Here is a 20,153-nt window from a genome sequence, read left to right as displayed (position 1 = left end):
TACGGTGACGTAGGCGTAGCCCGTACCGCTGGGAGGTGCCATGTCGACCACCCTGACCGGCCCGGAGAGCGGCCCGAAGCCACTTACCCAGGGCCACCAGTCCCGCGGCATCCTGATCGCCCTGTGGGCCTTCGTGGCCGTCCCGTTCCTCGCCCTGCTGGCCGCCGTGCCGGTGGCCTGGGGCGGTTGGCTGGGCTGGACCGACGTGCTGGTGGCCGGGTTCTGGTACGTGCTGTCCGGACTCGGCATCACCGTCGGCTACCACCGCTACTTCACGCACGGCTCGTTCAAGGCGAAACCGTGGCTGCGGGCGGCCCTGGCGGTGGCGGGTTCGTTCGCCGTGCAGGGCGAGATCATCCAGTGGGTGGCCGACCACCGGCGGCATCACGCGTTCTCCGACCAGGAGGGCGACCCGCACTCGCCGTGGCGGTTCGGGGAGAGCGTCGGCGGGCTGGCCAGGGGGCTGTTCCACGCGCACGTCGGGTGGCTGTTCAACCGGGAGTTGTCGAACCGGGAGCGGTTCGCACCGGATCTGCTCGCCGATCCGATCACCCGCCGCGTGGACCGGCTGTTCCCGGTGCTGGTGGTGGTCTCGGTGCTGGGGCCGGCGGCGATGGGCGGGCTGCTCACCGGGTCGTGGCAGGGCGCGTTGACGGCGTTCTTCTGGGGCGGGCTGGTCCGGATCGCGCTGCTGCACCACGTCACCTGGTCGATCAACTCGGTGTGCCACGTCTACGGTGAGCGCCCGTTCGCGGTGCGGCAGGGTGACCGGGCGTCGAACTTCTGGCCGCTGGCGTTGCTGTCGTTCGGGGAGAGCTGGCACAACCTGCACCACGCCGAGCCGACCAGCGCGCGGCACGGGGTGCTGCGCGGGCAGGTCGATCCGTCGGCGCGGGTGATCTGGCTGCTGGAGAAGGTCGGTGCGGCGTGGTCGGTGCGGTGGCCGAAACCGGAGCGGATCACGGCGAAGCTGGTGGAGCCGGGGCGGGTGCGCGGCCGGCCGGCGCGGTGACCGGTCGATCGGCTGGGGCGGGTTTGGCAGGATGGGCCGGGTGACCGACGTTCCCGGCAGCGACGCCAGCACCGCCCGCCGGCGGGCCGTCCCGGCGGCGAAGCCCTCCCGGGTACGGATGTCCGCGACCCAGCGGCGCGAGCAGTTGATCTCGATCGCGCGGCAGATCTTCGCCGAGCGGGGGTTCGACGCGACCTCGATCGAGGAGGTGTCGGCCCGGGCGAAGGTCTCCAAGCCGGTGGTCTACGAGCATTTCGGCGGCAAGGAGGGGCTCTACGCGGTGGTGGTGGACCGGGAGGTCCGCTCGCTGCTGGACCGGATCACCACGGCGTTGACGGCGGGGCATCCGCGGGAGTTGCTGGAGCAGGCTGCGTTGACCCTGCTGACGTACATCGAGGAGGAGACCAGCGGGTTCCGGGTGCTGGTCCGGGAGTCGCCGTTGATGTCGGCGACGGGAAATTTCAGCAGCGTGATGAACGACGTGGCGCACCAGGTGGAGCACATTCTGGGCGCCGAGTTCTCCAGCCGGGGTTACGACCCGAAGTTGGCGGAGCTCTATTCGCAGGCGCTGGTGGGCATGGTGGCGTTGACCGGGCGCTGGTGGTTGGAGGTGCGCAAGCCGCGGAAGGAGACGGTGGCGGCGCACCTGGTGAACCTGGCCTGGAACGGCCTGTCGCACCTGGAGGCGAAGCCGGGTCTGATCACCGTCCGTAAGCGGGGCTGAGCCGGTTCAGCGGTGGGCGTCGGCGACGGGGTGCTCGCGGCGGCGTCGCTCGTCCGCGGCGTGCTCGTCCGTCCCGACCTTGTCGTAGAGGCCGGTGGCGAGCAGGATCAGCCCGAACACCAGCGAGATGAGCACGGTGGACATCGAGAAGTTGAGGAAGTTCGCCGACGTCTGCAGCACGGCCATCATGAGGATGCCGGTGACCAGGAAGACCGCCCCGGCGGTCAGGTTCATGTAGTGGCCGAGGTTGTCGCGGCGGGACGCGCCGATCAGCAGGAAGGCGCCGAACACCACGGAGACCAGGGAGAACGCCAGGTTGGTGCGGAGGCCGAGGGCCGTGGTGTTCTCCCGGCTGAAGAGTCCGTCGCCCCAGGTTTCGAAGACCCCGTAGACGCCGAATACCAGGATGTAGAGGCCGATGAGCCCGGACAGCACCCGGTAGAGCGGCCGTGCGGGGTGGTTCACCGGGAAGTGCGCCATGGGAGCCTCCGGTCTGCTGACTGATTTGGCGCAATTGTCCCCCGAGTTACCCGGTCCCGTCCCCGGAAAACGCCGAAGGCCCGGCGGGCGCCGGGCCTTCGGGGGTGGCTGCGGGTCAGAGCACCAGCCGGGCCTTCTGCCAGGCCTCGTGCTCGTCGTCGGTGCCGACCTTGCCGTACATGCCGACCATCAGGAGCACCAGGGAGAGCGTGAGCACCACGATGACGGTCATGATCGAGAAGTTGAAGACGTTGGCGTCGGTGTGGAGGAACGCCAGCTCGGCCAGGCCGAGGACCATCAGGACGTAGGCCAGCCACTGGTTGATCGCCACGTCGAGGTTGCGGCCGATCGCGGTGCCGACCAGGATCGCGGCGCCGAGCAGGATCGCGAGCATCGACAAGCCGAGGTTGGTGCCCTGGCCGAGGACCTTGGTGTCGTCCTGGGCGAGGACGTCGTTGCCGGCGCTGGCGATGATGCCGAGCACGCCGAAGACGACGAAGTACAGACCAACGAGCCCGCCGATCGCCCGGTAGACAGGCCGCGCGGGGTGGTTGACGGGGGTGTGGGCCATCTGTGCGTCTCCAAGACCGAACGGAAGAGGGGTCGCCTGCGATTGTCCCGCACGCCCGTCAGTGACGCCGCACACCCCCCACCCCGGGTCGGGGTCAGCCGGCCGGCAGTTCCTCGGCGAGGGCCAGCCAGGCCTCCTCGGTGCGGTCCCGTTCGGCCCGGACCTCCTTGAGCTGGGCGTCCAGCTCGGCGACCTTGGCGTAGTCGGTGGCGTTCGCGGCGAGCCGCTCGTGCAGCGTCGCCTCCTTCTGTTCGAGCTTGGCGATCTGCCGTTCCAGCCGGCTGAGCTCCTTCTTGGCGGTGCGTACCTCGGCGGCGGACATGCCCTCGCGGGCCGGGGCGCCCGCGGCCGGGGTGAGGTCCGCGGGCGCGGGGCCGCCGTGCGCGGCGGCGCGGGCCAGGTACTCGTCGACGCCGCCGGGGAGGTGCACCAGCCGGCCGTCGCCGAACATGCCGTACGCGACGTCGGTGACGCGCTCGATCAGGTAGCGGTCGTGGCTGGCCACGACGATCGTGCCGGGCCAGGAGTCGAGCAGGTCCTCCAGCGCGGCGAGGGTGTCGGTGTCGAGGTCGTTGGTGGGCTCGTCGAGGAGGAGCACGTTGGGTTCGCCGGCGAGCAGCCGCAGCATCTGGAGCCGGCGGCGCTCGCCGCCGGAGAGGTCGCTGACCGGGGTCCAGAGCCGCCGGTCGTCGAAGCCGAAGACCTCGGCGAGCTGCGCGGCGCTGATCTCCCGGTCGCCGAGTTGCACCCGCCGGGCCACCTCCTCGACGGCTTCGAGGACGCGCAGGTGGCCGGGGAGTTCGGCGAGTTCCTGGGAGAGGAACGCGGGGCGTACGGTCTGCCCGGCGGCGAACCGCCCGCCGTCGGGGCGGGTCACTCCGGCGAGCATCCGCAGCAGGGTGGTCTTGCCGGCGCCGTTGCGGCCGAGGATGGCGACGCGGTCGCCGGGGCCGACCTGCCAGGTGGTGCCGTGCAGGATCTCCTTCGGGCCGGCGTGCAGGGTGACCTGGTCGAGGTCGTACACCTGCTTGCCGAGCCGGGCGGTGGCGAGCCGTTGCAGCGACATGGTGTCGCGGGGTTCCGGCACGTCGGCGATGATCGCGTTGGCGGCGTCGATCCGGAACTTCGGCTTGGAGGTACGCGCGGGCGGGCCGCGGCGCAGCCAGGCGATCTCCTTGCGGAGCAGGTTCTGCCGGCGGGCCTCGGTGGCGGCGGCGACGCGCTGCCGCTCGATGCGGGCCAGGGTCCAGGCGGCGAAGCCGCCCTCGTAGGCCCGGACGGTCTGGTCGGCGACCTCCCAGGTGGTGGTGCAGACGGCGTCGAGGAACCAGCGGTCGTGGGTGACCACGACGAGCGCGCCCTTGCGGGTGACGAGGTGCCGGGCCAGCCAGTCGACGCCGCCGACGTCGAGGTGGTTGGTGGGCTCGTCGAGGATGAGCAGGTCGGCGTCGCGGACCAGCAGGGCGGCGAGCGCGACGCGGCGGCGTTCGCCGCCGGACATCGTCCCGACGGGCGCGTCGAGGCCGAGGTGGGGCATGCCGAGGCCGTCGAGGATGGCCCGGACGCCGGCGTCGCCGGCCCACTCGTGCTCGGCGCCCATGCTCTGGCCGAGCCAGGCGGTGCCGAGCACCACGTCCCGGACGGTGGCCTCGGGGGCCAGGGTCAGGTTCTGCGGCAGCCAGGAGACCCGCAGGTCGCGGCGGTGGGTGACGCGGCCGTCGTCGGGGTCCTCCTGCTTGGTGAGCAGGCGCAGCAGGGTGGACTTGCCGGCGCCGTTGAGGCCGACGACGCCGACCCGGTCGGCGTCGTCGAGGCCGAGCGAGACGTCGGTGAGCAGCGGCCCGGCGGCGCCGTACCCCTTGGACACCCGGTCCAGGTTGACGATGTTGGCCACGGAGCCACCCTTTCATGATCAAGGCGCCCCGGTGCCCGGGACGCCCGCCGTCAAGGGTACGCGGACCGCGCGGCGCGCCGCCCGCCAACCATGATCGACACCGGGTCGGCGGGCCGGAGGACTCAGACGATGCGGGCGCCGGGGACCGGCCCGTGCGCGACCCGCGCGTCCCGGCAGACGCCGGCGGCGGACAGGTCGGCGGCGATCCGGCCGGCGTGCGCCTCGTCGGTGGCGAGGAAGACGCAGGTCGGGCCCGAGCCGGAGACGAGGCCGGCGAGCGCCCCGGCCGCCTCGCCCGCCTTGAGCGTCTCGGCCAGCGACGGGCGCATGGTCAGCGCGGCGGCCTGGAGGTCGTTGCCGAGGGCCGCGGCGAGCACCCGCGGGTCGCGTTGGCGCAGCGCGCCCAGCAGGGTGTCGGTGCTGCCCAGCGGCTCCCCCGCGGTGCCGGCGTCGCGGAGCCGGTCCAGCTCCCGGTAGGCGGCCGGGGTCGAGAGGCCGCCATCGGCGAGGGCCACCACCCAGTGCCAGGAGGTCGGGCGGGCCAGCACCGGGCTGACCGCCTCGCCCCGCCCGGTGCCCAGCGCGGTGCCGCCGTGGATCAGGAACGGCACGTCGGAGCCGAGGTCGGCGGCGATCCCGGCCAGTTCGTCGCGGGACAGCCCGGTGCCCCAGAGCGCGTCGCAGGCGACCAGCGCGGCGGCCGCGTCGGCGCTGCCGCCGGCCAGCCCGCCGGCGAGCGGGATCTGCTTGCGCAGGTGCAGCCGGGCGTGCGGCAGGACGCCCGCGTAGCCGGCGAGGGCGTGGGCGGCCCGGATCACCAGGTTGGTGTCGTCCAGGGCCAGCTCACCGGCGCCCTCGCCCTCCATGGTGAGGGTCAGCGTGTCGCCGCGGCGGGCGGTCAGCTCGTCGTAGATGGAGATGGCGTGGTAGACGGTGTTCAGCTCGTGGTAGCCGTCCCGGCGCAGCGGGCCCACCCCGAGGTGCAGGTTGACCTTGGCCGGCACCCGCACCTTCACCGGGCCGCTGGCCCCGCGCCGCTGCCCGTCCTCGTCGTCCGGTCGCCAGGCCTCGGTCACGGGACGATGTCCCGCGGGCGCAGGCGGATGTCGAACGGCTTCTGCACGGTCAGCTCCTCGGCGGGGTCGGCAACGGCGCCAGCCTACTGGGCGACCGCGGAAGCGGCCGGGGCCGACGCGGCGATCGCGGCGAACTGCTCCACGGTGAGTGACTCGCCGCGTGCGCCGGGGTCGACGCCGGCGGCGGTGAGCGCCGCGGCGGCCCGGTCCGCGCCGCCGGCCCAGCCGGCGAGGGCGGCGCGCAGGGTCTTGCGGCGCTGCGCGAACGCCGCGTCGACCACCGCGAAGACGGCCTCCCGGGGTACGTCGGGGCGGGGCGGCTCGCGCCGGGTGAAGGCGACCAGCCCGGAGTCGACGTTCGGCACCGGCCAGAAGACGTTCGGCGGGACCTTGCCGGCGGCGCGGGAGCGGGCGTACCAGGCGAGTTTCACCGACGGGATGCCGTACACCTTGGAGCCGGGACCGGCGACGAGCCGGTCGGCGACCTCCTTCTGCACCATCACCAGGCCGTGGCGCAGGGTGGGCAGCTCGGCGAGCAGGTGCAGCACCACCGGCACGGCCACGTTGTACGGCAGGTTCGCCACCAGCGCGGTCGGCGCCGGGTCGGCCAGCTCGGCGGCGGTGACCCGCAGCGCGTCGGCGGGGTGCACGGTGAGCCGGGCGGCGTCCGGGCCCGCGAACCGGGCGGCGGTCTCCGGCAGCGCGGCGGCCAGGGCGGGGTCGAGTTCCACGGCGTGCACGTGCGCGGCCACCGGGAGCAGGGCCAGGGTGAGCGAGCCGAGCCCGGGGCCGACCTCCAGCGCCACGTCGTCCGGTGCGAGCCCGGCGGTGGTGACGATCCGGCGGACCGTGTTGGGGTCGTGCACGAAGTTCTGGCCGAGCTTCTTGGTCGGTGTCACGCCGAGCCGCGCGGCGAGTTCCCGGATCTCCGCCGGGCCGAGGAGTCCGGTCACGCCGGGCATCCTTTCACCACGGCCCGAAGGCGCGCTCGCCGGTCGCGGAGATGGCCGCGCACAGCTCGTCGAGGTCGGCGCCGGTGGTCTCGGCCAGGAACCGCACGGTCAGCGGGATGAGGTACGAGGCGTTCGGCCGCCCCCGGTGCGGCATGGGGGTGAGGTACGGCGCGTCGGTCTCCACGAGCAGCTGCCCGGGCGGGGTGACCGCGGCGGCCTCGCGGAGCGCCGTGGCGCTGCCGAAGGTGACCGTGCCGGCGAAGCTGAGCAGGTAGCCCCGGCGGACGCACTCGCGGGCGAAGTCGGCGTCGCCGGAGAAGCAGTGCAGCACCACGGTGTCCGGGGCGCCCTCGTCGTCGAGGATCCGCAGCACGTCGGCGTGCGCGTCCCGGTCGTGGATGACCAGCGCCTTGGCGTGCCGCTTGGCGATGGCGATGTGCGCCCGGAAGCTCTCCTCCTGCGCGGCCCGCCCCTCGTCGCCGGTGCGGAAGAAGTCCATACCGGTCTCGCCGACGCCGCGGACCCGGGCGCGGCCGGCGAGCGCCTCGATCTCGCGCAGCGCCTCGTCCAGGTCGGCCAGGCGGGGCGCCTCGTTCGGGTGCAGCGCCACGGTGGCCAGGACCGCGCCGTAGCGCTCCGCCACGTCGGCGCCCCACCGGGACGACTCGACGTCGACGCCGACCTGCACGAGCCGGTCCACGCCGACGCCGGCGGCCACCGCGACGGCCGCGCCCACCGGGTCGTCGGCGGGTCCCCCGGGTACGCCGGCCTCGCTGACCGTGATGTCGAGGTGGGTGTGGCTGTCCAGCACGGGCACCGCCAGCGGCTCCGGTGCGGGCGGGAACTCACCGGCCCGGCGGGCGGCGCGCTGCTTGCGGGTTTCGGTCTGCTCGCTCATCGCGGCCAGCATCACACACCGCCGGGGGCCGGCGTTTCCGGACCGCCACCGACTGTTCACGTGCACCACATCTGCCACGCCTACGGTCCGGTGCGTGACCGTCACTCCTCAGGCCGGCGAGGCCGCCCCCGAGCGGACCGGGCTGCGCGTGACGTACGACGGCCGCGTCCACCCCGCGGAGGAGATCGCCCGGGGCGCGGCGTACGAGCTGTTCAGCGCCGACGAGGCGCCCGGGTTCGAGTGGGCGCCCCGGCCCGGGGTGGCGTACCCGTGGCGGAAGTTCGTGCACGTCACCGAGGTGAGCGCCGTGCACGGGGCGGCCGAGCCGACGGAGGACCCCGACCCGCCGCTGCTCATGCCCCTGCACCGGGAGCACGGCTGGGCGTACCTGCACCAGCTCAGCCAGCAGCCGGGTGCGGCCGGCGACCCGACCCTCGCGGCGGTGCGCGGCTCGGCGGTGATCCGGCCGGGCACCCGGATGGTGAAGGTGCTCTCCGCCCGCCAGCTCGCCGGCTACGTGCGGGGCTGGCTGCCGCACGGCTTCTGCCACCGGGAGCACGACGTGGCGCACCTGCGCACCCCGGCGGGGATGGCGGTGCTGCGCGGCGACTCGGAGGGCGGCGACGTGGCGTACGCGCTGCGCTGGCGCGCCACCGACCCGGCCGACTACGACGTGCCGGTCGGCCCGTCACACCGAGGGCTGACCGCGCTGGCGCCGCGGGACCGGCTCGGGCCGCCGGTGCTGGGCACCGGGTTCGTGCCGAGCAACGCCCAGCTCGTCCCGGAGTTCGTCACCCGCGACTTCGCCGACCTGCCGATGCCGGCCAACGCCACCCTGCTCGCCTACCCGGCGGAGGGGGTGGAGGTGGTGCTCTACACCTACCAGGCGGAGCAGCGGGGCTGGCTGCGCATGGTCGGCCCGCAGTGGCGGCACCTGCTCGCCGCGGTGCCCGGCCTCTCCCCCGACCAGGAGTACGTGCCGACCAGCGACGCGCCCCGCTCCACCCGGCTCGTCGGCGGGTACGGCGGCATGGAGTACGAGGCGGTGGCCGACCAGCCCGGCGGGTTCCGGGTGCTGGCCATGACCCGGGCGGCCCGCTACCCGGTGGAGTCGGCGGCCCGCCGGCTGCGCTACGCCGCCTGGCGCGGGGTGCCCTGCCTAGTGCTCCGCGAGGAGGCGGGCTGGCTGCGGCTGCGGCTGTGCCGGCCCGATCCGGACGCGGTGGCCACCACCGGCGCGCAGTGCCACGAGCGGGGCGTCTACGAGACGTGGGCGCCGGGCGCCGAGCTGACCGACGACCGGGTGGTGGATCTGCCCTACCGGACGGCATAACGGGGGACGGGCGGGGAAAGCGCGGGCGTCCGAGACGCACGCAAGGGGAGAACCCGACATGCCTTTCGTCACCGTCGGTACGGAGAATTCCGCACCCATCGACCTCTACTACGAGGATCACGGCTCCGGCCAGCCGATCGTCCTGATCCACGGGTTCCCGTTCAACGGGGCGACCTGGGAGAAGATGGCCAACCCGCTGCTCGCGGCCGGATACCGGGTGATCACGTACGACCGGCGGGGATTCGGCAACTCCGCCCAACCGGCGTTCGGCTACGACTACAACACCTTCTCGGCCGACCTCGACGTGCTGATGACCGAGTTGGACCTGCGCAATGCGATCCTGATCGGGCACTCGATGGGCACCGGCGAGGTGACCCGCTACCTCGGGGCGTACGGGTCGGACCGGGTGGACCGGGCGGTGCTGATGGCCCCGTTGGCGCCGTTCCTGCTGAAGACGGCCGACAATCCGGAGGGTGTCGACAAGAGCCTGTTCGAGGGGTTCAAGGCGGCCATCATCCAGGACCGGTTCGCCTACCTGACCCAGTTCTGCGACGCCTTCTTCAACTACAGCGAGAACAAGGGCAAATGGGTCAGCGAGGAGGCGTACCGGGCGCACTGGGAAATCGGCGCGCGGGCGTCGGCGAAGGGCACCCACGACTCCGTGGACGCCTGGCTCACGGACTTCCGGGGCGACCTGCCGAACATCAACATCCCCGTGCTGATCATCCAGGGCGACAAGGACAACGTCCTGCCCTACCCGGTCACCGGCCAGCGGTTGCAGCACATGCTCCCCAACTGCCAGATGATCACCTTGAAGGGGGCGCCGCACGGCACGCCGTGGACCCACCCCACCGAGGTCAACAAGGCGATCATGGAGTTCATCGGCGCGCCGAGCATGGCCCGCGCCTGAGCCACCGACGGCGACGGCCCCGGGGACACCCCCGGGGCCGCGTCGTGCGTCGGTCGGCTCAGCCGGCCAGCCGGGCCAGTTCCTCGTCGACGATCGACGGGTCGAGCTTGCGGAACACCGGCTTCGGCGCCGCGAGCGGCCGGCCCGCCTCCAGGGGTACGGACTCCCAGCGCGCCCCGACCGTGTAGTCACCGGTCAGCACCGGGTACGCCGGCCCGCCGTCGAGGTCCTCGACCTCCTCGATCACCGGCATGGGCGCGTGCACCCCGGTGCCGCCGAGCAGCTCGTGGATCTTCTGGGCGGCGTGCGGCAGGAACGGCGTGAGCAGCGTGTTGGCGTCGCTGACCACCTGGAGGGCGACGTGCAGGATGGTGCCCATCCGCGGCTTGTCCTCCTCGCCCTTGAGCTTCCAGGGCGCCTGCTCGGACAGGTACTTGTTGGCCTCGGCGACGACCTTCATGGCCTCGCCGATGGCCTGCTTCTGCCGGTGCCGGGCGATCAGGTCGCCGACGGTGACGAAGCCCGCCCGGGCGGTCTCCAGCAGGGCCCGGTCGGCGTCGGTGAGCCCGGCCGGGTCGACCGGCGGGATCGCGCCGAAGTTCTTCGCCGCCATCGAGATGGACCGGTTGACCAGGTTGCCCCAGCCGGCGACCAGCTCGTCGTTGTTGCGGCGGAGGAACTCGGCCCAGGTGAAGTCGGTGTCGTTGCTCTCCGGGCCGGCCACCGCGATGAAGTAGCGCAGCGCGTCGGCGTCGTACCGCTCCAGGAAGTCCCGGACGTAGATGACGACCTTGCGGGAGGAGGAGAACTTCCGGCCCTCCATGGTCAGGTATTCGCTGGAGACGACCTCGGTGGGCAGGTTGAGCCGGCCCAGCCGGCCGGGCTCGCCGTCCCGGGAGCCCTCGCCGGAGTAGCCGCCGAGCAGCGCCGGCCAGATCACCGAGTGGAAGACGATGTTGTCCTTGCCCATGAAGTAGTAGCCCCGGGCGTCCTTGCCCTCGCCGTCGGCGGACCACCACTTACGCCAGGCCTCGGGGTCGCCGCTGCGGCGGGCCCACTCGATGGAGGCCGACAGGTAGCCGATGACCGCGTCGAACCAGACGTAGATCCGCTTGTCGGGCCGGTCGCGCCAGCCGTCGAGCGGGATGGGCACGCCCCACTCCAGGTCGCGGGTGATGGCCCGGGGCTGGAGGTCGTCGAGCAGGTTGCGGGAGAACCGGAGCACGTTGGGGCGCCAGCCCTCCCGGTTGTCCAGCCACTGCCGCAGCGCGTCGGCCAGGGCGGGCAGGTCCAGGAAGAAGTGCTCGGTCTCGACGAACTCCGGCGTCTCGCCGTTGATCTTCGACTTGGGGTTGATCAGGTCGATCGGGTCGAGCTGGTTGCCGCAGTTGTCGCACTGGTCGCCGCGGGCGCTGTCGTAGCCGCAGATCGGGCAGGTGCCCTCGATGTAGCGGTCGGGCAGGGTCCGGCCGGTGGACGGGGAGATCGCCCCGGTGGTCACCTTGGGGACGATGTAGCCGTTGCGGTGGAGCCCCTCGAACAGCTCCTGCACCACGGCGTAGTGGTTGCGGGTGGTGGTCCGGGTGAACAGGTCGTACGACAGGCCCAGCGCCCGCAGGTCCTCGGCGATCACCCGGTTGTAGCGGTCGGCCAGCTCGCGCGGGGTGACCCCCTCGGCGTCGGCCTGCACCTGGATCGGGGTGCCGTGCTCGTCGGTGCCGGAGACCATGAGCACGTCGTGACCGGCCATCCGCATGTACCGGGCGAAGACGTCGGAGGGAACGCCGAATCCGGATACGTGGCCGATGTGGCGCGGGCCGTTGGCGTAGGGCCAGGCGACCGCGGCGAGAACGTGACTCATGAGCGCCAAGCCTAGTGAGTGCCGCGGGGCACCGGCGAACCAATAGGGCGCGTCCCACGGGCCAACCCCGCCCGTACGCCCGATTTGTCGCCGACACGCGGCCTGAGCTGCCCGGCGGCCCTGCCCAGCCGGTGTCAAATGAACGGCGTGACCAGCAGACCAGCGGCACCCGGGCAGGGCGGGCCCTCCTCCGCGCCCGCGACCGAGGAGGCCCCGCGCCGGACCCCGGCGCGCGGCACGTCGGTGGCTCCCCAGCCCCGGCTGGACCCGGCGGACCCGCCCGTCGAGGTGGAACCGACCACCGGCGCGCCGGTGGACGCCGTCCCGCGCCGGGTGCCGGTCCGGCAACCGCGCTGGCACCGGCGGTCCGCCCCGGCGGACGGCGGCACGACCTGGGCCCCGATCGAGGAGGTGCACTGGGACGGCACCCCGCTGCGGGAGGAGCCGCGCCGCCGGTCCGCGCCGTGGCCCGTGCGCCGGTGGGCGTCCCGCCGCGCCCGGGCCCGCGCGGCTCCTCCCCCGGACCCGGTCACCGGCCTGTCCGTGCTGCTGTCGCTGAGCCTGCTGGCCGCGTTCTTCGCCTGGGTGAGCGCCGGGCCGCTCTGGCTGGCCCTGGGGCACGGGACGAGCGGCACCGCGGTGATCACCGACTGCACCGGCGGCGGGCTGACGCAGCGCTGCCGGGGGCTCTTCCTGGCCGACGGCGAGCGCTTCCTCGCCCACGGTGTCCGGGTCAGCGGGGTGCCGGCCGACCGCACCGCCACCGGCTCGGTGCTGCCCGCCCGGATGACCGGGCCGGCCGGCGGCACCGCCTACGCGGACGCCGGCGCCGGCCGGCACCTGCGCTGGCTGCTCGGGTTGCTGATGGTGGCCGGCTGCGCCGCCGGCATCGCCCGCTGGACCGGCGCGACCCGGCTGCCGGACCGCCGGCACCGCCGCTGGGCGGTGGGCGTGGCGCTGGCCGGCCCGCTGCTGATCACCGTCGGGTTCCTGGCCTGGGCCTGGTAGCCGCGGTCAGCTGTGCACGACCGTGTAGACCTCACGGCGGCGCAGCCCGTACTCCGTGGCCACCTCGGTGACGGCGTCGCGCCGGGACAGCCCGGCCGCCTCCCGCGCGGCCACCGCGGCGCGCAGCGTGTCGTCGTCGGGCCGGACAGCCGCGGCCGGCGGCGCACCGGCCACGACCAGGGTGATCTCGCCGCGCGGGTCGCCCGCCGCGGCCCACTCGGCCAGCTCGCCGAGCGGCCGGCGGACCACCTCCTCGTACGTCTTCGTCAGCTCGCGGCACAGCGCGGCGGGCCGGTCCGGGCCGAACGCCTCGGCCAGGTCGGCCAGCGCGCCGGCGATCCGGTGCGGCGCCTCGAAGAGCACCAGGGTGCGCTCCTCGGCGGCCAGCGCGCGCAGCCGGGACCGCCGGGCGCCGGGCGTACGGGGCAGGAAGCCCTCAAAGCAGAACCGGTCGCACGGCAGCCCGGACAGCGCCAGGGCGGTGGTCACGGCGCTCGGCCCGGGGGCCGCCGTGACCGGGACGCCGGCGTCGAGGGCGGCCCGGACCAGCCGGTAGCCGGGGTCGGAGACGCTGGGCATCCCGCCGTCGGTGACCAGCGCGACGGTGTAGCCGGCGGCGAGCACGTCGACCAGTTCCGGGGTGCGCCGCTCCTCGTTGCCCTCGAAGTAGGAGACGATCCGGCCCGGCACGGTGACCGCCAGGTCGCGGGCCAGCCGGGTGAGCCGCCGGGTGTCCTCGGCGGCGACCACGTCCGCGGCGGCGAGCACCTCGCGGAACCGGGCGGACGCGTCGGCCGGGTTGCCCAGCGGCGCACCGAGCAGCACCAGGCGGCCAACCTCGGACATTTCACCCACGACGTGCGCTCCTTCATCGACGGCCGTACCAATCTCGGGGACGACGGGCGCCACCGGGCACCTTCGCAGCCTACGATCGCCGGGTGACGAGTGCGTCGACAGCACAGAGCGCGAACGCGGGCGGGTCAGCCGTCGAGCCGACCACCGCCGACCAGGCCACCGGCCCCGCCACGAGTGGCGGTGGTGGCCGGATCCCGGCCGTCGTCCGGCGACGGCTCGACACCGTCGACGCCCGCCTCGACCGGGGGCGCGCGTGGCTGGCCACCGGGGTCGTGGTGGCGATCGCGGCCATCCTGCGCTTCGTCGGGCTGAGCGGCCCCAACGGGAAGATCTTCGACGAGATCTACTACGCCCGTGACGCGTACGGGCTGATCGATCGCGGCGTCGAGTGGAACTACAAGGACAACGGCCCGTCGTACGTGGTGCACCCGCCGCTGGGCAAGTGGCTCATCGGCCTCGGCGAGTGGGCCTTCGGCTACCAGGACGCGGAGACCAAGATCTCCGTGCCGGGGCACCTGTTCACCACCGCTCCCGAGTTCGGCTGGCGGTTCGCGGCGGCCGTCGCCGGCACCCTGTCGGTGCTGCTGCTGGTGCGGATCGGCCGGCGGATGTTCCGCTCCACCACGCTGGGCTGCGCGGCCGGGCTGCTGCTCGCCCTGGACGGCTTCCACTTCGTGCTCTCCCGCACCGCCCTGCTCGACATCTTCCTGCTCCTGTTCGTGCTGGCGGCGTTCGGCGCGCTGGTGCTCGACCGGGACGCCCGGCGGCGGCGCTGGACCCGGGCGCTGGAGGCGGGGCTCGACCCGTCGCTGCCGGGGCGGGCGGGCCGGCCGCCGTCGACCTGGCGGGACTGGCCGTGGTGGCGGCTGGCCGCCGGGGTGCTGCTCGGCTGCGCCTGCGCGGTCAAGTGGAGCGGCCTCTACTTCGTCCCGGCCTTCGCGCTGCTGGTGCTCCTCTGGGAGGTGGGCGTACGCCGCTCGGCCGGGGTCCGCCGCCCGTGGCGGGACGCCCTGCTGGACGAGCTGCCCTGGCTGCTGGCAGCCGGCGTGCTGATGGTCGTCACCTACGTGCTCACCTGGTCGGGCTGGCTGCTCGGCGACGAGGGCTACTACCGCCTGGCCAGCCGCTACCCGAACACCCCCGGGCTGAGCGACACCCCGGTCATCGGGCCGCTGATCAACCTGTGGGAATACCACAAGGCCGCGTACGGCTTCCACACCCAGCTCGACGACCCGCACAAGTACCAGTCCTGGCCGTGGCAGTGGCTGCTGCTCGGCCGGCCGGTCGCGTTCTACTGGTCCGGCGACGGCAACTGCGGCGCGCCGAGCTGCGCCTCGGAGATCCTGCTGCTGGGCACCCCGCTGCTGTGGTGGTCGTTCCTGCCGGCCCTGGCGGCGACGGTCTGGCTCGGGCTGGCCCGGCGCGACTGGCGGGCCGGGGCCATCCTGCTGAGCGTGGCCGCCGGCCTGCTGCCCTGGTTCTGGTTCGCCCTCGACGGCCGCACGATGTTCTCCTTCTACGCCGCGCCGGCGGTGCCGTTCCTCGTGCTGGCGGTGGTCTACGTGCTCGGCGCGATCGTCTCGCCCGCACCGGCGGCCGGCACGGCGGCGCCACCGAGCGCCGAGGCCGCCGCCGACCGCCGCCTGGTCGGCGGGATCATCGCGGGCGCCTACGTGCTGCTGGTCGGCCTCTGCTTCGGCTACTTCTACCCGATCTTCGTGGGCCGGCTGATGGCCTACGCGGACTGGTCCGCCCGGATGTGGTTGGACGGCCGCTGGATCTGACCGGCGCGGCGCGGCCCGGCGGGGGCGCCCCGCCGGGCCGGAAAACCGGTTGCGATCAGGGGCCCGTCCGTCGGCGGCGCCATCGGGCACGAAAAAGCGCGCCCCGATCGCCTGCCACGGGGGAAGCGGGCGATTGGGGCGCGCAAGACAGAGCTTAACCACAGTGCGGCAGTGGCACAACGGGTCGACCCTGGTCAGATTTCCGACGAATGCGCCACCCCACAAAAGGTTTACATCGGGCACCTCACGGTGCGTCACGCTGCGGAAACGTCACGAATTCCTTACCATTTGCCGGCCCGCGGGCGGGGCGGCACACAACTCCTGATCATCGGGCTCAACGCATCGATCCATCTCGACGCCCGGACCCCGATGATCTTCCACAGTGGATCTCACTACACTTCGCCCGGTGATCAACAAGAGACGATCGGCGGCCGTCCTGATCGGACTGCTGGCGACGACCGCGCTGATCGGTCCGCCGCCCGCCGCCGCCGACGACGAGACCGCCGAACCCCCCGCCGAGCCGCCCAAGGTCGAACTGGTCCTGGACGTCAGCGGCTCGATGCGGGCCCGGGACATCGACGGGCGCAGCCGGATCTCCGTCGCCCAGCAGGCGTTCAACGAGGTGGTCGACGCGCTGCCGGACGGGACGCAGCTCGGCATCCGGGTGCTCGGCGCCACCTACCGGGGCAAGGACAAGAAGCAGGGCTGCCAGGACACCCAGCAGATCGTGCCGGTCGGCCCCGTGGACCGTACGCAGGCCAAGGCGGCCGTCGCCACGCTGCGCCCGACCGGCTTCACCCCGGTGGGGCTCGCGCTCCGCTCCGCGGCACAGGACCTGGGCACCGGCAGCACGGCCCGCCGGATCGTGCTGATCACCGACGGCGAGGACACCTGCGCACCGCCCGACCCCTGCCAGGTGGCCCGCGAGCTGGCCGCGCAGGGCACCCGGTTGGTCGTCGACACGCTCGGCCTGGCCCCCGACGAGAAGGTTCGCCGGCAGCTGCTGTGCATCGCCGGGGCGACCGGCGGCACGTACACCGCGGCGCAGAGCGCCGACGAGCTGACCGGGCGGATCAAGCAGCTGGTGGACCGGGCCCGGGACACGTACACCGCCTCCCCGACCGTGGTCGGCGGGTCGGCGGCGTGCGACGGCGCGCCGCTGCTCGCTCCCGGCGTCTACACCGACCGGGAGGCGTTCGCCGAGCACCGCTGGTACCGGGTGCCGGTGCGGCCCGGGCAGGAGCTGCGCGCCTCGGTGAGCGTCGCGCTGGACCGGCCGGTGAACCCGGACTACGGCGTGCTGCTGCGCGCCACCGCTCCGGACGGGCGGGAACTGGTCCGGGGTGTCGACGCCGGCAGCGGGCGTACCGACGTGGTCTCGGCCGGGCTGCGCTGGTCGGCCGCCGAGGAGGAGGGCCCCGAACCCGCTCCGAGCGGGGTGCAGCCGGCGCGGACCGTGTGCCTGGTGGTCAGCAACTCGTTCGCGCCGCGCCCCGGCACCCAGATCAGCCCGGGCATGCCGGTGGAGTTGACCGTGGACGTGGTCGCCGCGTCCCCCGCCCCGGACGGGCCGGACCTCGGCCGCGGCTGGGCGCTGCTGCTCCTGCTCACCCTGGCCGGGTTGGTCACCGGGCTGGTCGCCGGGCTGCTCACCCGCTGGTGGGTGGCCACCTGGAGGGAGAACTGAGGATGCGTACCCTGATCCGCTCCGCGGCGGCGCTGGCCGCCGCCGGGCTGGCCCTCACCCCCACGGCCGCCGCCGCGGCGCCGACTCCCTCGCCCGGCGCGGCCACCGTCACCAAGGCCGGCACCTCGTTCCTGACCGCCACGACCATCACCCCCGGCCAGCCGGTGCGGGTGGACGCCTCGACCGGCGACCACCTCTACTGGTCGTTCCGCGCCGAGGCCGGCGAGGTCCACGAGGTCACCGCCACGGTCTCGTTCGGCGGCAAGGCGCACACCGGCCCGTCCACCTGGACCGTCGACGTCTTCGACGGGCTGCGCCGCCGGCAGGCGTGCACGGCCGGCGCGCAGACCCCGACCGCGGCGGCGACCGCGACCGGCGTGACCCTCGGGTGCACGCTGCGCCGGGTCCGGCCCTGGGCGGAGCCGTGGTCCGGCGACCCGCTGCCCGGCACCTACTACCTCCGGCTCTCGGTCACCGACCTGCCGGAGGCCGACCTCGGCCTGCCGGTCGAGGTGGACCTGCTGGTCGGCGCCGACACCGCGGGCGGCGGGTCCGGCGACGACGGGGAGCTGGCGGCCCCACTGGTGGCGAACACCAGGGCCGGCACGGTGCTCACCGCGGAGCCGGCCCCCGAGCCCGTCGCCGACGAGGAATCCGCCTTCAGTGGCTGGCTCCCGGAGCCCGGCTCGCGCTGGGTGTGGACCGGTGCGGGCGGGATGCTCGCCGCCGTGGCGGGCGTGGTGGGCTTCGCGCTCACCCGGCGGCCCCGCCGCCGGTGAGCCCGCGACCGGTGGCCGCCGCGTCGGGTGCGGGGCGGCCACCGGAAGCGGGGGTCACGGGTGGCGCGGGCCGCGCGGCACCCAGCCGATGAACCGGTCCTGGAGCGAGGTGTCCGGAGCGGCGCGAAGGTCCTGCGCGGCGGCCGCCAGGCAGGAGCCGAGATAGACGCTCAACGAGGCGCGGTCCACCTGGTACTCGTCCAGCAGTTGCCGGCGTTTGGTGACACAGGGCCAATCCTCGCCGCAGGAACCGCAGGTCCAGTCGGGGGTCACGGGGGCGTGCTCGCCCGGTCGTGATTCCGACGCCTTCGCACCAGGCGTCATCGGCCGTTCCTCTCGTCGATGGACATGTGCGTGTGGACGGTGCCTCCCGCAATGACCCAACAGCGTTCGGGAACGCACCGGCGTTACACGGTTGCGGTACGTTTCGGCGTCATGCGGGACCTGCTGCCGCCCGAGGTCGCCGTGGCGGTGGCCGCCGCCGCGGACTGGACCGGCGTGCTGCTCCCGGCCGAGCGGGCCTGCCTGGGCGAGCGGGCCGTGACCGGCCGCCGCCGGGACTTCACCGCCGGCCGCGTGTGCGCCCGCCGGGCGCTGGCCGGGCTCGGGCTGCCGGCCACACCGGTGCCCGCCGGCGCCGACCGCGCCCCGGTCTGGCCGGCCGGCGTGGTCGGCGCCATCACCCACACCCGGGGCTACTGCGCGGCCGCCGCCGCCCGCGCCGCCGAGATCCGCGCGGTGGGCATCGACGCCGAGGGTCACCGGGAACTTCCCACCGGGGTACGCCGGAAGGTCTGCCTGCCCGAGGAGGAGGCGCAGCTGGCCCGGCTGCCCGGCGGGGTGGCCTGGTCGGTCGTGCTGTTCAGCGTCAAGGAGACCGTCTACAAGGTCTGGCACCCGCTCGTCGGGACCTGGCTGGACTTCTCCGACGCCCGGGTCACGCTCGACCCCGACGCGGGCAGGTTCACCGCCCGCATCGCACCGGCCCGGCTCGCCGCCGCCCCGCTGACCGATCCGCCATCATCGATAGCCGGTCGGTTCGCGGTGGACACCGATCTGGTGCGCACCGCCGCCGTTCTGGTAGCCGGGTGAGGGCCTGACGGTCGCGTTGCGGTCGGCTTGTACCGTCGTCCCGACTGACGATCTCGAAGGTGCCCAAGGAGTACGGTGAGCCACCCTCAGCCTCCGTTCGGACCGCAGGACCCGAACCAGCAGCCTCAGGAACCGCCGACCCAGGCGTTCCCCACCGCGCCCATGCCGCCGGTGCCCGGCAGCCCGCAGGCGCCGCAGCCGCCGGTCTCGGGCGCGCCGCAGCCGCCGACCTCGGGTGCCCCGTACCCGCCGCAGCCGCCGACCTCCGGCGCGCCATACCCGCCGCCGGGTGCCGGGTACCCGCCCGCCCCGGAGTCGCCGTACGCGCCGCCGCCGACCTCGGGTGCGCCGTACGCGCCGTACCCGCCGACGTCGGGCGCGCCGTACCCGCCGCCCGGTGCGCCGCAGCCGCCGTACCCGGCCGCGGGGGCCGCGTTCCCCCCGCCGCCCGGGCAGTACCCGCCGCCGGGTGAGGTCTACCCGCCGACCGGGCCGTACCCGCCCGCGCCGGGGCAGTTCGGCCCGCCGGCCAAGAAGTCCAACAAGAACGTCTGGATCACCGTCGGCATCGTCGTGGCCGTCATGTTGCTGCTCTGCTGCGGCGGCGGCATCTTCGCCATCTACAGCGGCGCGCAGAAGACCAAGGACGCGATCGACAGCCTGCCCACCCCCGGGGTCACCTACAGCAACCCGGTCGACGACACCCCGACCGACGGCACCTCGGCGACGCCGGAGCCGGGCCGGACCGACAGCGAGACCTTCAACATGCCGTCGGGCGACAAGCTGATCGTCAACGACGACGACGGCACCGTCGAGATCACGGTCGGCAACTTCCGCACCAAGGACAAGGCCTGCCAGGAGTTCATGCCGGGGCCGAAGAACGGCATGTACCTGATCGCCGACGTGACCGCCGAGGTCACCAAGGGCACCGGCTCGATCAACCCGTTCTTCTTCAAGTGGGTCGGCACCGACGGCACCGAGGAGAGCGGCGTCGGCGGCGCCTTCTCCGGCTGCGGCAAGCTGATGGGCTCGGGCAACAACCTGCCCAGCGGCAGCAAGCGCACCGGGCAGCTCATCTTCGACGTCAAGAACAACAGCGGCACGGTGGAGTACCAGCACCACCTGCGTACCGCGGGCTCCTGGAAGCCGTAACGACTTCCACGGCGTCAGCGAGGGGTCGGTCCCGGTAGGGGCCGACCCCTCGTCCGTTCGGACATTTCCATGTGCGAACGCCGC

Annotated in this window: 19 protein-coding genes; 10 read left to right on the top strand and 9 right to left on the bottom strand. The window is 73.8% G+C overall.

The features are described from left to right. Nucleotides 1–40 precede the first annotated feature (40 nt). Complete coding sequence (locus ACQP12_RS03610; protein WP_357940771.1) at nucleotides 41–1,012, top strand: acyl-CoA desaturase; 972 nt, start codon at nucleotides 41–43, stop codon at nucleotides 1,010–1,012. Between the two features lie 40 nt (nucleotides 1,013–1,052). Continuing rightward, a complete protein-coding gene (locus ACQP12_RS03605; protein WP_357940769.1) occupies nucleotides 1,053–1,736 on the top strand; it encodes a TetR/AcrR family transcriptional regulator in 684 nt (227 codons plus the stop codon). A 6-nt stretch (nucleotides 1,737–1,742) separates the two neighbouring features. Here ACQP12_RS03605 and ACQP12_RS03600 read toward each other — a convergent pair whose 3' ends face one another. The 6 genes from ACQP12_RS03600 to ACQP12_RS03575 all read right to left on the bottom strand — a co-directional run bounded on the left by ACQP12_RS03600 (nucleotide 1,743) and on the right by ACQP12_RS03575 (nucleotide 7,620). Then, nucleotides 1,743–2,216 (bottom strand): DUF4383 domain-containing protein, encoded by a 474-nt coding sequence (locus ACQP12_RS03600; protein ID WP_433285000.1) that lies wholly within the window; start codon nucleotides 2,214–2,216, stop codon nucleotides 1,743–1,745. 115 nt (nucleotides 2,217–2,331) lie between these two features. After that, a complete protein-coding gene (locus ACQP12_RS03595) occupies nucleotides 2,332–2,787 on the bottom strand; it encodes a DUF4383 domain-containing protein (protein ID WP_357940765.1) in 456 nt (151 codons plus the stop codon). Between the two features lie 94 nt (nucleotides 2,788–2,881). Further along, on the bottom strand, nucleotides 2,882–4,681 hold the full coding sequence (locus ACQP12_RS03590) for an ABC-F family ATP-binding cassette domain-containing protein (protein WP_433284997.1): 1,800 nt from the start codon (nucleotides 4,679–4,681) through the stop codon (nucleotides 2,882–2,884). Between the two features lie 122 nt (nucleotides 4,682–4,803). Continuing rightward, nucleotides 4,804–5,757, bottom strand: a complete 954-nt coding sequence (locus ACQP12_RS03585; protein WP_433284995.1) for a 4-(cytidine 5'-diphospho)-2-C-methyl-D-erythritol kinase — start codon at nucleotides 5,755–5,757, stop codon at nucleotides 4,804–4,806. Between the two features lie 83 nt (nucleotides 5,758–5,840). Further along, a complete protein-coding gene (gene rsmA, locus ACQP12_RS03580; RefSeq protein ID WP_357940759.1) occupies nucleotides 5,841–6,710 on the bottom strand; it encodes a 16S rRNA (adenine(1518)-N(6)/adenine(1519)-N(6))-dimethyltransferase RsmA in 870 nt (289 codons plus the stop codon). A 13-nt stretch (nucleotides 6,711–6,723) separates the two neighbouring features. Then, complete coding sequence (locus ACQP12_RS03575; protein WP_433284993.1) at nucleotides 6,724–7,620, bottom strand: TatD family hydrolase; 897 nt, start codon at nucleotides 7,618–7,620, stop codon at nucleotides 6,724–6,726. Between the two features lie 82 nt (nucleotides 7,621–7,702). Here ACQP12_RS03575 and ACQP12_RS03570 point away from each other — a divergent pair, with 82 nt between their 5' ends. Together ACQP12_RS03570 and ACQP12_RS03565 are read left to right on the top strand one after the other, a co-directional pair. Next, a complete protein-coding gene (locus ACQP12_RS03570; RefSeq protein ID WP_357940755.1) occupies nucleotides 7,703–8,941 on the top strand; it encodes a hypothetical protein in 1,239 nt (412 codons plus the stop codon). Between the two features lie 58 nt (nucleotides 8,942–8,999). Then, entirely contained in the window at nucleotides 9,000–9,851 is an 852-nt protein-coding gene (locus ACQP12_RS03565; RefSeq protein WP_357940753.1) for an alpha/beta fold hydrolase, read from the top strand. Between the two features lie 58 nt (nucleotides 9,852–9,909). Here the strand turns inward: ACQP12_RS03565 and metG are convergent, their stop codons facing one another. Continuing rightward, the gene (metG, locus tag ACQP12_RS03560) at nucleotides 9,910–11,712 is read right to left on the bottom strand and encodes a methionine--tRNA ligase (protein WP_433284990.1); all 1,803 of its coding nucleotides are present in this window, start codon (nucleotides 11,710–11,712) and stop codon (nucleotides 9,910–9,912) included. A 138-nt stretch (nucleotides 11,713–11,850) separates the two neighbouring features. Here metG and ACQP12_RS03555 point away from each other — a divergent pair, with 138 nt between their 5' ends. Next, a complete protein-coding gene (locus ACQP12_RS03555; protein ID WP_357940749.1) occupies nucleotides 11,851–12,720 on the top strand; it encodes a hypothetical protein in 870 nt (289 codons plus the stop codon). Nucleotides 12,721–12,726: 6 nt separating this feature from the next. On the opposite strand, the gene rsmI is transcribed toward ACQP12_RS03555, so the two are convergent. Continuing rightward, nucleotides 12,727–13,566, bottom strand: a complete 840-nt coding sequence (gene rsmI, locus ACQP12_RS03550; protein ID WP_433289108.1) for a 16S rRNA (cytidine(1402)-2'-O)-methyltransferase — start codon at nucleotides 13,564–13,566, stop codon at nucleotides 12,727–12,729. 92 nt (nucleotides 13,567–13,658) lie between these two features. On the opposite strand from rsmI, the gene ACQP12_RS03545 reads away from it, so the two are divergent. The 3 genes from ACQP12_RS03545 (at nucleotide 13,659) to ACQP12_RS03535 (ending at nucleotide 17,825) form a co-directional block, all read left to right on the top strand. Next, nucleotides 13,659–15,359, top strand: a complete 1,701-nt coding sequence (locus ACQP12_RS03545) for a dolichyl-phosphate-mannose--protein mannosyltransferase (RefSeq protein ID WP_433284988.1) — start codon at nucleotides 13,659–13,661, stop codon at nucleotides 15,357–15,359. Between the two features lie 406 nt (nucleotides 15,360–15,765). Beyond that, on the top strand, nucleotides 15,766–17,046 hold the full coding sequence (locus ACQP12_RS03540; RefSeq protein ID WP_433284986.1) for a VWA domain-containing protein: 1,281 nt from the start codon (nucleotides 15,766–15,768) through the stop codon (nucleotides 17,044–17,046). A 2-nt stretch (nucleotides 17,047–17,048) separates the two neighbouring features. Then, nucleotides 17,049–17,825, top strand: coding sequence for a peptidase (locus tag ACQP12_RS03535; protein WP_433284984.1), 777 nt, complete (start codon nucleotides 17,049–17,051; stop codon nucleotides 17,823–17,825). Nucleotides 17,826–17,879: 54 nt separating this feature from the next. Here ACQP12_RS03535 and ACQP12_RS03530 read toward each other — a convergent pair whose 3' ends face one another. Then, nucleotides 17,880–18,098 (bottom strand): hypothetical protein, encoded by a 219-nt coding sequence (locus ACQP12_RS03530; protein ID WP_433284982.1) that lies wholly within the window; start codon nucleotides 18,096–18,098, stop codon nucleotides 17,880–17,882. A gap of 162 nt (nucleotides 18,099–18,260) precedes the next feature. Here ACQP12_RS03530 and ACQP12_RS03525 point away from each other — a divergent pair, with 162 nt between their 5' ends. Continuing rightward, complete coding sequence (locus tag ACQP12_RS03525) at nucleotides 18,261–18,917, top strand: 4'-phosphopantetheinyl transferase family protein (RefSeq protein WP_433284980.1); 657 nt, start codon at nucleotides 18,261–18,263, stop codon at nucleotides 18,915–18,917. 75 nt (nucleotides 18,918–18,992) lie between these two features. Next, entirely contained in the window at nucleotides 18,993–20,069 is a 1,077-nt protein-coding gene (locus ACQP12_RS03520; protein WP_433284978.1) for a hypothetical protein, read from the top strand. The last annotated feature ends 84 nt before the right edge of the window (nucleotides 20,070–20,153 follow it).

It is taken from the genome of Micromonospora sp. CA-244673 (assembly GCF_050948395.1).
Taxonomy (GTDB): domain Bacteria; phylum Actinomycetota; class Actinomycetes; order Mycobacteriales; family Micromonosporaceae; genus Micromonospora.
This window is presented reverse-complemented; position numbering and strand designations above follow the sequence as displayed.

Bases quoted from the DNA above. Each gene is read 5' to 3' on its own strand.
- ACQP12_RS03610 (WP_357940771.1), top strand. From the start codon at position 41: ATGTCGACCACCCTGACCGGCCCGGAGAGCGGCCCGAAGCCACTTACC.
- ACQP12_RS03600 (WP_433285000.1), bottom strand. From the start codon at position 2,216: ATGGCGCACTTCCCGGTGAACCACCCCGCACGGCCGCTCTACCGGGTG.
- ACQP12_RS03595 (WP_357940765.1), bottom strand. From the start codon at position 2,787: ATGGCCCACACCCCCGTCAACCACCCCGCGCGGCCTGTCTACCGGGCG.
- ACQP12_RS03575 (WP_433284993.1), bottom strand. From the start codon at position 7,620: ATGCTGGCCGCGATGAGCGAGCAGACCGAAACCCGCAAGCAGCGCGCC.
- ACQP12_RS03565 (WP_357940753.1), top strand. From the start codon at position 9,000: ATGCCTTTCGTCACCGTCGGTACGGAGAATTCCGCACCCATCGACCTC.
- metG (WP_433284990.1), bottom strand. From the start codon at position 11,712: ATGAGTCACGTTCTCGCCGCGGTCGCCTGGCCCTACGCCAACGGCCCG.
- ACQP12_RS03555 (WP_357940749.1), top strand. From the start codon at position 11,851: ATGAACGGCGTGACCAGCAGACCAGCGGCACCCGGGCAGGGCGGGCCC.
- rsmI (WP_433289108.1), bottom strand. From the start codon at position 13,566: ATGTCCGAGGTTGGCCGCCTGGTGCTGCTCGGTGCGCCGCTGGGCAAC.
- ACQP12_RS03535 (WP_433284984.1), top strand. From the start codon at position 17,049: ATGCGTACCCTGATCCGCTCCGCGGCGGCGCTGGCCGCCGCCGGGCTG.
- ACQP12_RS03525 (WP_433284980.1), top strand. From the start codon at position 18,261: ATGCGGGACCTGCTGCCGCCCGAGGTCGCCGTGGCGGTGGCCGCCGCC.